At 72.2% G+C, this 13,649-nt stretch carries 8 protein-coding genes; 3 read left to right on the top strand and 5 right to left on the bottom strand.

The genetic code is table 11. The annotated features are described in order from the left end of the window. Positions 1-123: 123 nt before the first annotated feature. A complete protein-coding gene (locus DXZ73_RS36100) occupies positions 124-1,536 on the bottom strand; it encodes a serine/threonine-protein kinase (protein ID WP_425315941.1) in 1,413 nt (470 codons plus the stop codon). A 108-nt stretch (positions 1,537-1,644) separates the two neighbouring features. After that, on the bottom strand, positions 1,645-2,451 hold the full coding sequence (locus DXZ73_RS36095) for a serine/threonine protein kinase (protein WP_205519300.1): 807 nt from the start codon (positions 2,449-2,451) through the stop codon (positions 1,645-1,647). A gap of 192 nt (positions 2,452-2,643) precedes the next feature. Here DXZ73_RS36095 and DXZ73_RS36090 point away from each other — a divergent pair, with 192 nt between their 5' ends. Continuing rightward, on the top strand, positions 2,644-5,604 hold the full coding sequence (locus DXZ73_RS36090) for an AfsR/SARP family transcriptional regulator (RefSeq protein WP_116216104.1): 2,961 nt from the start codon (positions 2,644-2,646) through the stop codon (positions 5,602-5,604). On the opposite strand, the gene DXZ73_RS36085 is transcribed toward DXZ73_RS36090, so the two are convergent. Further along, entirely contained in the window at positions 5,601-6,977 is a 1,377-nt protein-coding gene (locus DXZ73_RS36085) for an erythromycin esterase family protein (RefSeq protein ID WP_116215125.1), read from the bottom strand. The two genes, DXZ73_RS36090 and DXZ73_RS36085, sit on opposite strands and share 4 nt — an antisense overlap. A gap of 178 nt (positions 6,978-7,155) precedes the next feature. Here DXZ73_RS36085 and DXZ73_RS36080 point away from each other — a divergent pair, with 178 nt between their 5' ends. Then, positions 7,156-7,866 carry an alpha/beta hydrolase gene (locus DXZ73_RS36080; protein ID WP_116215124.1) on the top strand — a complete coding sequence of 237 codons (711 nt, stop codon included), beginning with the start codon at positions 7,156-7,158 and terminating at the stop codon, positions 7,864-7,866. A gap of 112 nt (positions 7,867-7,978) precedes the next feature. After that, positions 7,979-9,334, top strand: a complete 1,356-nt coding sequence (locus DXZ73_RS36075) for a phosphatase PAP2 family protein (RefSeq protein WP_116215123.1) — start codon at positions 7,979-7,981, stop codon at positions 9,332-9,334. Between the two features lie 30 nt (positions 9,335-9,364). Here DXZ73_RS36075 and DXZ73_RS36070 read toward each other — a convergent pair whose 3' ends face one another. Continuing rightward, on the bottom strand, positions 9,365-11,662 hold the full coding sequence (locus DXZ73_RS36070; RefSeq protein WP_116215122.1) for an MGH1-like glycoside hydrolase domain-containing protein: 2,298 nt from the start codon (positions 11,660-11,662) through the stop codon (positions 9,365-9,367). A 115-nt stretch (positions 11,663-11,777) separates the two neighbouring features. Then, complete coding sequence (locus tag DXZ73_RS36065) at positions 11,778-13,385, bottom strand: GMC oxidoreductase (RefSeq protein ID WP_116216103.1); 1,608 nt, start codon at positions 13,383-13,385, stop codon at positions 11,778-11,780. Positions 13,386-13,649: the final 264 nt, after the last annotated feature.

Below are 13,649 nucleotides of genomic sequence, written 5' to 3'. Positions count from 1 at the left end.
CATCCGCCGCCGAGTCGAGGGAGAGGCGTGCGCCTCGCGCAGTGTGCTCGGACCCGTGCCGCAGCCCGCCCTGTCGCCGCACTGCGTCGGCACGGCGGTGGGGTCAGCGGCCAGGAGGCTCGCTCACCGTACGGGTGTGGGGCGCGGGCACTGCGGGATCTCGGGGCGGTCCTTCGTACGCACGGCGGGCAGCCACGCGGTGGACCGTGCGGAGCCGAGCGGGAGACGGACGCGGAACCACTCCTCGGACCCCACGCCCACCTCGTCGATGATGGGCACCCCATGGGGGAGCCGGCAGTCGACGGCGAGGACGTCGCCGTGCCACACGCGTGTCGGTACGACGTTGTCGATGGTGTAGGGCCGCAGAGGGTCGATCGCCAGGCCGAGGCTGCACTCCGGGTTCCGGTCCGTACGGCCGGCGCAGCGCTGCTCGGTGTTGAACACCCGGATCCGGCCCGCGGCATCGGCGACCGTGCCGGCCGATGCCGTGGCGGGCTCGCGGGATCCGGCGGGCGCGGCGGGTCCGCCGTCGCGCACGGCGTACGACCAGCCCGCCGCGACCGCCCCGCACACCGCGGCGGCCAGGAGGGCGGCGCGGATCCTTCCGCGCCGCCCTGCCGTCGGCCGCGTGGTCCCGCCCGCCTCCTCGACAGGCTCCGGTTCCGTGTCCTGCCGGGCGGCGGCGATGCGCGCCAGCAGGCTCTCCGCGGTGTGCGCGGCCCGCGCGGCGTGGGTCGGGGCCAGGCAGTCGGCGGCCAGCGCGCGCCAGAACGGCGGTACCGCGTTGTCCATGCGCAGCGGTGCGCGTCCGTCGGCGTACTCCTGTGTCGCGGCGGCGCGCGACATGGGAGTGGCACCGGGGAACGGCGAGGCGCCGGAGGCGAACACCTCGTGGATCATGATGCCCAGGGCCCAGATGTCGGCGCTCGGGCGGACCCGCACGCCTTGCTCGCCGAGCGGGGCCTTCCAGCGCTCGGGCGGGAGGTAGTCGAAGGTGCCCATCGGGGGCGCGTATCCGTGGGTGCCCGTCAGTTCCGTGGCGAGCCCGAAGTCCGAGAGCCTGACCGAACCGTCCGCCATGAGCAGGACGTTGTCCGGCTTGAGGTCGCCGTGCACCCAGCCGGCGCGGTGCAGGAACGCCAGGCCCTCGCAGACCTCGGTGATCAGCCGGGCGCCTTCGGCCCCGGTCACTCCGGCGTCGAGACGGTTCCGCAGGCTGCGCTCGGCCCGCTCCATGACCAGGACGATCGCGCCGTCCAGGAGCGGGTGGTCCGGTTCGCCGAGCACGACGGAGTCCAGCAGGCGGATCAGCCTCGGGTGGCGGGTCCGCCGGCCGAATTCCACCTCGCGCCGGGCGGTTTCCGCGACCATGCGGGCCTGACGCGGGGCGAGCCCCTCGGTCAGCAGGAACTTGAGCGCGACGTCGTCCCCGCCCGGGCCTTCGCCAACCGGCCGTCCGGCATGGACCGTTGCCCAGCCGCCGGCCGCGATCGGCTCGGTGACCTCCCAGCCGCCGACGCGGTAGCCGCGCGGGATCGGTTCCACGGGGTCACTTCCCGAGATTTCGCCGGGACCCTGCACCGTCCCCTCCTCCGGTCCTTCGGCCGTGCCGGTGTAAGCCGGCGCTACCCGTGGGTCCGCGGCTCATCCCGCCGTCTCCCGGTCCTGTGCGCCCACTCCGGCCCTGGGCGGCAGCAGCGCGAGGTGTTCCTCCCGTACGAGCCCGAACCGCAGCGCGAGTCCGACGATCGCCTCCCGCTTGCCGTTGCGGCGGGCTTCCCTGCGGGGTTCGCACCCGGCCGGATCGCCGATCCGCATCTTCTCCTCGGCGAGGTAGTCGATGTGTGAGCTGACGGCCCGGGCCGTCAGCCGGCCTCCGGCGGCGTGGCCCCTGAGCCGTTCGACGATCTGGGGGGTGGTCGGCACCGCGACCGGCGACTCGTCACGCAGCCGCGGTTCGCAGAGCGCGACGAGGACGAGGAAGTACGTGGCCGTCTCGTCCAGGGAGTACGCGGTGACCGTGCGGCTCCCCCACTGACCGCCCACGCCGTCCGGGTCGAGGTAGACGTGGTCGGGCGCGAACACCTGGAAGGCGACCGTGGCGCTGCCTCGGGTGGGCAGCACCACCCGGGAGAACTCGAAGGGGATGGGTGCTCCGGCCCGTCGTGGCGGCACCCTCAGATACTCCCCCGCGCCCTCCGGGTTCTCCACCAGATAGCTCTGGGTCGCGCTGTGGTTGGTGAGCTGCCAATGGTCGTCGGTGACCCGGATCTCCCCCGCCAGCCGGGAGATCGCCGCGTCGGCGAGCCGGAGTTCGACCGGTGTCGTCGCGGATCCTCGCCCGAAGCGTGCCGCCTCCCCCGGACCGAGCCGCAGCGTCACCGCGTCACCGTACGGCTCCCCGCCGGCGTCGCCGCCCGCCTGCGGCAGATAGATCACTATCCCGCTCACTTCCCCCTCCTCACACCCCCGTCAACGGCCGTCACGCACGGCGAACGTTACACATCCCGTACGGGAATGTCCTTCGTGGTCCCGCCGGTCCGATGGGCGGCGGCAGCGCTCCCCCCGGAGCCGGAAGCGCCCTATGATCATCAACAATCCGTCGGGACAGGGGAGAAGCCGCAATTGCCCGCGCTGCACGAGATGACTCGTATCCGTCTGCTCGGCCCTGTCCAGTTCGTCTCGGTTCACGGGACGGCCATCCGCCCCGGAGCACCGGGGCCGCAGGCCGTACTGGCGGCCCTGGCGCTGCGCGCGGGAAGCCTGGTGACCATCGACGAGCTGATCGACGGGCTGTACCACGATCCGCCGTCCTCCGCCCGGCGCGTGGTCGTGAACTACGTGCACCGGCTGCGGACCCACTTCGACCGGGTGGACGCGGAGCGCGGCGAGCGCCCGGAGTCGGTCATCGCGACCACGGCCGACGGGTATGTGCTGCGGCTCGCCGAGGAGTGCGTCGACGCGCTGCGGTTCGGCCTGCTCACCGCACGGGCCAGGCAGCGGGCCCGGGACGGCGACCCCCTGGCCGCCGTGGCCGCTCTGGAGGAGGCGCTCGGGATGTGGCGCGGCCCCGCTCTGGCGGGGCTGCCCGGGCCCGGTGCCGAGGACCAGCGTCGCGCGCTGACCGAGCAGCGCGCGTCCGCGGTGGAGCACCGCCTGGAGCTGCTGCTGGAGTGCGGGCGCAACGCGGAGCTGGTGCCGGACATCCTGCGCGCCCTGGAGGCGTACCCGTACCGGGAGCGGCTGCACGGCGCGCTGATGCTGGCGCTCTACCGCTCCGGGCGCGGCGCCGAGGCGCTGCTGGCCTACGAAAACGCCCGTCGGGTGCTCGCGGACGAGCTGGGCATCGACGCGGGTCCCGCCCTCCGGGAGCTGCACGCCGCCATCCTGGCGGAGGACCGGGCGCTGCTCGCGGCCCCTCGCGCGGTGGACACCGGGACGCCGTCGCGGGCCGACCGGGTGCGGCCGGGCGTCCAGGGCCCGCGGGAGCCCGCTCAGCTTCCGCCCGCGCCCTGCGACTTCACCGGCCGTCAGGAGCAGATATCCGCGCTGGTCTCCGCGCTCACCCGCGGTGCCGAGCACGCCGTCGCGGTCATCACGGGGATGGGCGGGGTCGGCAAGACCGCACTGGCTCTGCGCACGGCGCACGCCGTCGCCGGGATGTATCCCGACGGACAGCTGTACGCGAATCTGCGCGGGCCCGACGGGGCTCCGTGCGACCCGGCCGGGATCCTGGCGGGCTTCCTGACGGCACTGGGCGTTCCGCACGAGCGCTTCCCCGGGTCACTCGCCGACCGCACGGCGCTGTTCCGCACGCTGCTGTCGCAGCGCGCCGTGCTGGTCGTGCTGGACAACGCCACCAGCGTGGCGCAGGTCGAACCGTTGCTGCCGGGCGCGGCCCGGTGTGCCGCGCTGATCACGGCCCGGGCCCTGGCGGCGATGCCCGCCACCCTCACCGTGCCCCTGGTGGGTCTGGGTCCCGACGACGCCGTGGAGCTGATCGGCAAGGTCGCGGGGGCCCGGCGGCCGGCGGAGGAGCCGGATGCCGTCGCGGCGCTGGCGGCGGCCTGCGGGTACCTGCCGCTGGCGCTGCGCGCGGCCGGGGCCCGCCTGGCGGCCCGGCCCGCGTGGACGGTCGCCACACTGCTGGCACGCGTGTCGGACCAGGCACGGCTGCTCGGAGAGCTCCGCGTGGGAGAGCTGACGGTGGAGGCGGTCTTCGAACTGTCGGCATCCCAGCTGACTTCTCGTCAAGCCCATGCGTTCATGGCGCTGTCCATCCCGCACTGCGCGGAGTTCGACGTCAAGGGCGCGGCCGCCGTTCTCGAACTGCCGGAAGCGGACGCCGAGACGGTGCTGGAGACGCTGGTCGACGCCGTGCTCCTGGAGACCCGCGCACCGGGCCGCTACCACTTCCACGACCTGGTCGGCGCGTACGCACGGGCGAAGGCGCAGGCGGAACTGACCGAGCGGGAACGCCGCACGGTGGTGCGCAACGCCGCCGACTACATGTGTGCCAGCGTCGTGGCCGCGGTCCGGGCCTCTCAGCCGCTGGCCGGGCCGCTGACCGCGGACATCCACCCGCGGCGGTCGGCCGGCGCGGATGTGGGCACCGGGCTCGATGCCATGGTGTGGATGCGGGACGCGCTGCCCACGGTGGCCGCGGTCGTCGAGCAGGCGGCGGCCAGTGGCGACCCCGACGCGGTGGCACTGGCCGTGGACATCGTCACGCTCGTGCCGTGCTTCGAGGAGATCGTGCCGCTGGGACCGCTCATGAAGGCCGCGACCGCCCTGGTCCCGGCCGCCCTGGCACTGTGCGGCCGGGACATCGCGGGCACCGCCTACTACGGGGCGGGTGTGATCCTCAAGAAGCACTCCTCTCCCGAGTCCCTCCACCGCTCGCGGACCCACCTGTTGCAGGTCCTGGAGATCATCGGAGAAACCCCCGCGCCGGGCGGCGGACCGCGGCCCTTCCTGCTGGTGCTGTTCACCCTGGCGATGCTCGCCCAAGTGGAGCTCCAGTTCGGGAACTTCGCGGCGGCCCGCGACTACGCGGAGCGGTCGGTGGCCCTGGCGGCGGCCGGCGGCGACCGGGAGCTGGTCGCGCGGCGGCGCACCATCCTGCTCCAGATCGAGGTCGAGGATCCGGACCGGCGGATGGACCTGGCCCGGATCGCGGCGCAGTGCCGGGAGCTGACGGGGGTCTTCACCCGCAGCGAGGACGAGAAGTGGCTCATCAGGGTGATGATGACGGAGGCGGACAGCCTGCTGCGCGGCGGCAGCCACGCGGCGGCGGCCCGGCTGTACCGCCGGGTGCTGGAGCGCGCCCGGTTCAGCTGCCATTCCCGCAACGAAACGGAGTGTCTGTTCCGGCTCGCCGAGGCGCTCCTGGCGACCGGGGACACCGAGGCCGCCGTCGACACCGCGCGGGACGCCCTGGCCGGCGCCCGGCTGGCCCAGGAACCGCTGCTGATAGCGCGTAGCCACCAGGCGCTCGGCAGGGCCCTGCGGGCGGTGCGCGAGGACGCGGGCGCCGACGCGCACCTGGCACAGGCCGAGGAGCTGTTCCGGGGGCTGAGGGAGTCCTGTCCGGCCTCCCGCTAGCGCGCCGTGACCGGGGCCGGCACCGGGACGGACGCGTGCACCTTGTGCAGGTGGACCACGGCGTCGAAGGCGTGGCCCAGCGCCAGCGGCGGTGTGGGCCGGTTCGGGTACCGTCCGGGGATGACGAACGTCGGACGTGCCGTGTTCAGCCAGTTCCGCACAACCGGATCGCGGCCCGCCGCACGCAGGTCGACGTAGAAGTCGCGGTGGCGGACCTTGTCGAGGGTGTACTCGTTGCTGCCCGCTGCGGCGGGTCCGACGGAGAAGGTCCCCGCGGCACTCGCCGACGTCCGGGCGCGGTAGTCGCCTTCGTAGAGAGACGTGCCGACGGCCAGGTACTCGCTGCCGATGAGTTCGCGCAGGACCGCGCCCGTCGTGACGGGGTAGTACGCGGGCATCACCGTCTCGTAGGAGATGTGGCCGTCGTGGGCCGATACGACGACGCGGCCGCCGGTTCGGTGCTGCCACCACACGGCGATCTCCGCCATCGTCCGGTCGCGTTGACGGCCGGCGGCGGCGAGCTGGGCCGGGTCGTCCGTGTCGAAGGTGTACGACTCGGCCATCCGGGAGATGATCCAGGCTTCCTGGAGCACCCAGGGGTCCTGCTTGCCGGCCCGGGCCAGCAGCTGGTAGGCGGCCTCGGCGTCCTCCGCGATGACCTTCCGTTCGGCGAGCGGCAGCGCGTTGTACGCGGCCATGCGCGTGGCGACCCCGCCGGGCAGGGCGCGAAGCGCCGTGTAATGACGGCGCAGTTCGGGCACCAGGGCGGGTTCGTCGGTGCCCGCCCGGGCGAGGATGCGCTCGTACTGCTCCGGGCCGGCGTCGGAGACGTCCATGCCCACGATCCGGACCTTGTGCGCGCTGGTGCGGTTGTGCTCCCTGATCCAGCGGAACATCCGCAGGAGTTCCTCGGTGTCGAGCAGGGAGTACCCGTCCTGGAGCTCCTCGCGCATGATCTGCCGCGGATCGCCCTCGCCGGTGCGGACGTAGGTGTCCAGCCGGGCCGCCGCGGACCAGCTCATCTCGGTGGCGAGGGCGGAGAACCCCTCCCGTTCGACCAAGTGCCTGAACAGTCGGTCCTTCACGGTGAACAGTTCCTTCGAGCCGTGCGAGGCCTCGCCGAGGCCGACGACCGTCGCACCCCGGGTCATCGAGGCGAACGCGGCCAGGTCAGCCCCGGACCCGCCGGGCTCCGCGCTGCGCAACGGATGGGCGTACCGCTGCAGTCCGGCCACCACGGCACGGTCCGCGGCCGCGGAGGACGGGCCGGGCCGCGGGCCGGCGGCCGCCGCATCGGCGACGGCCGGGATCAGGAACGCTGCCACGGAGAGCGCCAGGGCCGCCGAGCGGCACCGTAAAGTCGCATGCTTCATACACGTGTTATATCCGGTGCCGTCTGTGACTCCTGTGGCGGGCACGTCTTCATCGGACCGACGGGCGAAGCCCGGAGAACCAGTCCCGACACGAACAGCGCGCCCGCGACGAACTATCGTGCGGAGCAGCCGGAAGACCGTCGACTTGACTATTCGTCAGATCGCAAGGAGCACCGTCATGCCCAACGCCCCGGTCCGCCCGTCCTTCCTCCTCGTCCACGGTGCCTGGCACCGGCCCACGTGCTGGAGCGCCCTGCGGGACGCCCTCGCCGCCGACGGCCGGCAGTCCCGCACGGTCGACCTGCCCAGCTCGGGCCCGCAGCGCACGCCCACGGCCGGGATGTACGACGACGCCGAGGAGATATCCGCACACCTGCGGCGGATGGAAGGCCCTGTGATCGTCGTCGCCCATTCCTACGGCGGGTTCCCCGCCACCCAGGCGGCGATCGGCCACGCGGACGTCGTCCGCCTCGTCTACCTCGCGGCCTATATGCCGGCGGAGGGCGAGTCCGCCATGGGCATCCACGGCCATGACACCTCCGGACCAAAGGACGAGGCCCTCCACGGCATCGCCCCCGTCGTCTTCCCCGACCCCCGCACGGCGCTGTACGGCGACCTGCCAGACGACCAGGCCGAGCACGCCGTCGGCCGACTCGTCGATCAGAGCCTGCGGTCCTTCCGGCAGCCGCTGACCCACGCGGCCTGGCGGACCGTACCCTCCACCTACGTCCTCTGCGAGCGCGACCAGGCGCTCCCGCCCGCGCCGCAGGAGAGGATGTCCACGCGCGCCACACGCGTCGAACGCCTCGACACCGGCCACTCCCCCTTCCTGTCCGCACCTGCCGAGCCGGCCGCCCTCCTCGGCAGGATCGCCTCCGCCGAAGCCTGACCGGCCACCGCCGACACCGCCGAACATAACCGGCGAATCCGACACAAAGGGGATTTTTTACCCAAAAATTCAACAAATAGGCGCTAATCAATTGCCACCTATAGTATGGCGGGTGCTTTCGCGAATAAACGCCAGAATTACGTTCGCCCCGTGGCGTCGACCACGGGTGATCCTGTGGGCCACGGCGGGCGTAGTGGCCCTCGGGTTCCTCGTCGCGCTGGAGATCGCCGCGCGTCGCTACGGCGGCGTACCGGGGCCGATGGCCACCCTGGCGGAAGGGGTGATTTCCGCCCCCAAACCGGGGCCGCTGTACGGCGGTCTGGCGTTGATGATGGTGGTGCTCACCTGGCGGCAACGGTTCATCGCGGCCGGTGCCGCGATCGGCATCGACGTCGTCTTCGTGCTGGTGCGGTGGGCGGTCGGTGCCGAGGTGCCCGACGGCCAGTTCTTCGGCAACGGCGCGTTGTGGGTGATGCTGGGCTGTGCGGTCATCGCCGTCACCCGCCGCACCGGCCGGGAACGTGCCCTGCTGCTGAAGGGCGTCGGGCTGGGCCTGCTGCTGGTGACCGGCCGCAAGACCGGCGACACCTGGCTGCTCATCACGGCGAAGACCCGCCCCATGGTGCTCGACCAGTACGTGGCAACCGCCGATCACGCACTGGGCAACCCGTCGTGGCTGGCAGGCCGGATACTCAAGGCCACCGCCCCGGTCGGCACCCATCTACTCGACCTGGTCTACGCCCAGCTCGCGGTGGCCGCGATCGTCGTCGCGCTGTACCAGCTGCGCAACGTGGCGGCCGAGCGCCGCTTCCCGCGCCACCACCTGGTGCGCACCTTCCTGGTGATCGGCCTCCTCGGACCGGCCATCTACATGATCTTCCCCGTGGTCGGGCCGATCTTCGCCTACGGCCCGGGCACCTCCGGCACCGGCGGCGTGCAGTGGGCGGTGGCCGACCTGTGGCCGCACACGCTGCCGTCGATCTCCACCCCGCACCCGGTGCCGTACGACGGGATCACCCCTCGCAACTGCATGCCCAGCCTGCACACGGCGTGGGCCACCGCGATCTTCATCCATACCCGCAAGGGCCACCGGATCGTGCGATACGCGGGAGCGTTCTGGCTGATCGCCACGCTCAGCGCGACGCTGGGCTTCGGCTACCACTACGGCGCGGATCTCGTTGCCGGCGTGGTGTTCACACTCACGATCGAGGCGGGACTGCGCTCGCTCGACCGCGGCTGGGACCGGCCGGGAATCCAGCTGGTCGCCTACGGCACAACGGTCTTCGCCGCGCTCCTGGTCTCCTACCGCTACCTGCCAGTGGAAATGGCCGAACACCCGTGGCTGTTCGGACCGCTCCTCATTCTGGCGCTGGCCTCAGTGATCTACGGCTACGTACGGACCACCAACCTGTGGGAGCCGAAGGCCACACCGGCGCGGCAACCGGAACGGCAACCCGAACTGGTCTGAGTCCTGTTCCGCCGGATGGTGGGCGGCCTCTCACGGCAGCATTCGTGCAGCCTCCAAGGCGGGGGTTCGGTGTTCCGAACCCCCGTCGGCCTCCGCGCCCTGCCGGTCCCGTCCCGGCTGTCGCCCCGCGATCAGCGGCAGCAGCAGCGCCGCTGACCAGCTGAAATTGGGCGAGTTGAGGGCGGCTCCGCTCAGCGGGTCGTAGTTCTCCATGATCGGTCCGTCGCCGGCCAGACCGGCCGCTCTCCCGGTCAGCCTCGCGGTCAGTGTGTCCGCGTCGCGGCCGAATCCGTAGCGGCGCATCCCGGCGATCGCGAAGTACGCCTGGTCGAGCCAGACGGGGCCGCGCCAGTACTGCCGCGCGGCGAAGTACGGCGAGCTCCTGGAGACCGTCGGCAGGGGCATCGCGGTGGCGAACTCGGACGGATCCAGCAGCCGTTCGCGTACAGCGGCGGCCTGTGCCCGGGTCGCGACGCCGCTCCACAGCGGGATCACGCCCTCGATGCCCCTGCCCCGGTCCGTCAGCCGGGTGCCGGAGCCGAGCGCGGTGTCGTGGAACCAGCCGGTCGCCGGGTCGTACATCCGCTCCCGCACGGCCCTGCCGGTGGCGGCCGCCCTGGCCCGCCAGCCGTCGGCGGCCGCCCGCTTCCCCAGCTCCGCGGCGATCCGGGCCAGGTGTTCCTGGTCGACGGCGAGATAGGCGTTGAGGTCCACGGACTCCTGGGTCAGCGAGTAGCCGATCACCTGCCCCGAGCCGTCCCGGTTCGGCACGACCGAGGTGCCCGACGCTGCGTCGAACCGGGGTGCGTCGTCCATGCCGCTCTCCCAGGCCGCGGCCAGCCGCCGCTCCCCGGGCGAGCCGTTGGCGGGGTCCACGGTCGCGCCGTACTCCGCGAGCCCGTTGTGGTCATGGTCCCGGTTGCGGTACCACCACTCCTGGTACGCGGCCAGCTTCGGGTACACCTCCCGCAGGAAGTCCTTGTTCCCGCTCCTCTCGTAGACCTGCCACACCGACCAGGCGCCCAGCGGCGGCTTGCTGTTCCGCTCGTTCCAGTTGGTCCCGCCCCGCCGCGGGTCGTTGTAGAAGACGGCGTCCGGGATCATCCCCGCGTCCTGCGGGCGGGTCGTGGAGCCGGGACGTATCTGGTGGTCGAGCACCGAGCGGATCTGCGCCTCGGCGAGCCACGTGTCGAAGCGTGCCGTGCCGACCGCCTGCTTCCAGGTGTCCCAGGCCCAGAAACCGCCCGCGAACCACTTGTACGAGAGGGATGGCGTGATCCCGTCGTGCGCGAGACTCCCGGCGGCGCTGCGCCAGTTGGTCACCAGCGTCTCCAGCGCCTTGACGGCGAGCCGCCGCCGACCGGCCGGCACCCCGGCGGTCACGCCGTCGACGTACCCTCGCCAGCGGGCGTCGGCCGCCCGGACGGTCCGCGCCGGGTCGGCGAGCACCCGCCGTACCTCACCGGCCTCCGCGGTGCGCTCGGCCTCCGTGAAGGTGTAGCTCTCGGTCCAGTCCAGGGAGCGTGCCGCGCCGGGCGCGAGGGTGAAGGGCGCGGCCAGTTCCGTACGGTAGGAGTCCCCCTCCCCCGACACGGTCGTACGCACCGGGTCCCGGTGCCGGACCTCGAACCGTTCGGTGCCGTCGGTGAGGAAGTCGTCCGCCGCACGCACCTTGGCGAAGTCGACGGCGACGCCCCGGGGCGCGACAGCCAGCGAGGGCGCCTGCCTCATGGGTGCCCTGTCAGGCCGCAGCAGACTTCCGGTCCAGTCGGCGCCGAGGGTGCGCGGGATGCGGCCGGTGTTGCGCACCACGGCCCCTACCAGCGCGGTGCGGTGCGTGGCGTACCGGAGCTCAAGGGTGAGCCGAAGGCCGCCGCCGAGGTCGTAGGCCTGGACCAGGGACCCGGGCCGGGAAGTGAAGCGCGGCGGGCCGCCGCCGGCGAGGTCGAGCGCGCGGCCGCCCTCGCTCAGCCGGATGCGGCTGAAGGAGGTGCTCAACCACCAGGGGTACTCCTGCGCGATGTAGAGGGGCCCGGTGAATCCGCCGTAGCCGCCCGGAGCGTCCGCCGCCGGCAGGGCGTAGGCATGCCAGGCCCCCCGGTCGGCGAAGACGTTGATCGGGTTGTTGCCCTTCTCGTCTCCGGGAAGGGCAACCGTCGGAACGCCCCGTAGATCGAGCACGTCGTCGTAGCCGTTGCCGGCGCAGTCACAGTCGTGGTGCAGGGAGGCCGTCCGCCGGGGCGGGGCGGCAGCCGTCGGCTGAACGCAGGCGGTGGCCACGGCCAGGAGGAGAACGAGGGTGAGCAGGGCACACGAGCGCGGGCGCATCGGCGAACTCCACTTCTGTCCGTCCCGCAGGCGCGGGGGTGATCCACCGCTGATCGGCCGGTACCAGGCCGGGGTCCCCGTCCGCGACAGCCGCCCGCGGACCGCGGACCGCGGTTCAGGACGTGGTGACGTCCTGCTTGATGACGCGCTCGATGTTCCGCTCCGCCAGCGCGGTGATGGTCACGAAGGGGTTGACGCCGATGCTGCCGGGGATGAGCGAACCGTCCGTCACATAGAGGTTCTTGTAGCCCGACACGCGGCCGTAGTTGTCGGTCGCCTTGCCCAGGACGCAGCCGCCGAGCGGGTGGTAGCAGAAGTCGTCGGCGAAGTTCTTGGCCTTGCCGCCGAAGAGGTCGTACCGGTAGATGGTCGTGCACGCCTTGTTGATGCGGTCGAACAGCGACTTGGCGGCGTTGACCGCGGGGGTGTTCTGGTCGCGGGTCCAGCGGAGGTTCATCGCGTCGCGGGCGGCGTCGTAGACGAAGGTGCCGCGCTCGGGGTTCTTGGTGATGGCCAGGTAGAGGCTGACCCAGGTCTCCAGGCCGGCGGGCATGGGGGCGATCTCCGCGAAGACGGGGGCGTCGCGGTTGTCCCAGTCGTCGATGCCCATGGCGGGGATCGACGACTGGTGGGCACCGGTGGGGTTCCACATGTGGTTGGCCCGGGCGGTCATGATGTTGCCGTTGGGGCCCCAGCCGGCGCCGACCGCGGAGCTGAGGTCGGGGAGGGCGCCGGTCTCCCGTGCGCGGAGCAGCAGTTCCGTGGTGCCGAGGCTGCCGGCGCCGAGGAAGAGATGGCGGCAGCCGATCTCCTTGGTGGCCAGCAGGCGGCCGTTCACGTCTTTCTGCTCCACTGTCAGGACATAGCCGCCGCCCTTCTGCTGGCGGATGCTCTTGACCTGGTGCATCGTCTCGATGGTGACCTTGCCGGTGCCGAGGGCGGCCGCCAGGTAGGTCTTGTCGAGGCTCCGCTTCCCGTGGTTGTTGCCGTAGATGACCTCGGTGGCCAGCGCGGACTTCGGCACCTCACCGGCAGCCTCGCGCCGCATGTAGTCCCAGTCGTAGACGTTGGGGACGAAGACGGTGCCCAGACCGGCCTTGCCGGCCTGTTCCCGGGAGACGCGGGCGAACTTGTACCACTCGCTGTCCTCGAACCAGCCGTGGTCGATGTGGTTGACCCCGAGCGCGGTGTTGGCGCGCGGGAAGTAGCGGTCGTACATCTCCGCCGCGTCGACCTGCGGCAGGACCTCCTCGAAGTACGAGCGCTTCGGCGTCACGGCCATGCCGCCGTTGACGAGGGAGCCGCCGCCGACGCCGCGTCCCACGTAGACGGACATCTGGTCGAAGTTCACGCGGTCCAGGACGCCCGCGTAGGGGTCGATGTTCTTGTTGATCACATCGAGCCAGAGGAAGCTGCCGAGCGGGGCCTCGGTGCGGTTCTTGAACCAGCTGGAGCGCTTGTCGGGGCTGAGCATCCCGCAGAAGATGTTGCCGTCCGGGCCGGGCTGGTTCCACAGTTGGCCCATTTCCAGCATCAGCGTGGGGATCCCCGCCTCGCCGAGGCGCAGTGCGGAGACGGCCGCGCCGTAGCCGGTGCCGACCACGACGGCGGGGACGAACGTCCCGCCGTCGCCGCCGGTGCCGGCGGCGGCCGCACGGGGGGCGGCGGTGATCGTGCTCTGGCCGGCGAGCGCCGCGGCGCCCAGGGCCGCCAGGCCGAGCATGCGGCGGCGCGACAGATGCTGGTGTGCTGACACTCTGTGTCTCCTGAACTTTCGGGGAGAGGAAGGCGGATCCGAGAGCCGGCGGAACGACACGGCCGGGGAAGTGTCTCGCCACGATTCGGTCCGGAATGGACGCTATGGACACCGCGCGAGGACTGTCAACGCGATCCGGACCGGGCCGGACTAACCCTGTGGTCACCGGGCCCGGAGGTTCGGTCGCCCGCGGTTGCGCGGGCTTCGGTTCGGTACGGCCGGGAGCGGCCC

This window comes from Streptoverticillium olivoreticuli subsp. olivoreticuli, assembly GCF_003391135.1.
Lineage (GTDB): Bacteria > Actinomycetota > Actinomycetes > Streptomycetales > Streptomycetaceae > Streptomyces > Streptomyces blastmyceticus.
Note: the sequence above shows the minus strand (reverse complement) of the source record. Positions and strands in the feature narration are given on the sequence as shown.

What these genes read in the sequence shown, in the direction of transcription:
- DXZ73_RS36090 (WP_116216104.1), top strand. Translation starts at nt 2,644, where the DNA reads ATGACTCGTATCCGTCTGCTCGGCCCTGTCCAGTTCGTCTCGGTTCAC.
- DXZ73_RS36085 (WP_116215125.1), bottom strand. Translation starts at nt 6,977, where the DNA reads ATGAAGCATGCGACTTTACGGTGCCGCTCGGCGGCCCTGGCGCTCTCC.
- DXZ73_RS36080 (WP_116215124.1), top strand. Translation starts at nt 7,156, where the DNA reads ATGCCCAACGCCCCGGTCCGCCCGTCCTTCCTCCTCGTCCACGGTGCC.
- DXZ73_RS36070 (WP_116215122.1), bottom strand. Translation starts at nt 11,662, where the DNA reads ATGCGCCCGCGCTCGTGTGCCCTGCTCACCCTCGTTCTCCTCCTGGCC.
- DXZ73_RS36065 (WP_116216103.1), bottom strand. Translation starts at nt 13,385, where the DNA reads ATGCTCGGCCTGGCGGCCCTGGGCGCCGCGGCGCTCGCCGGCCAGAGC.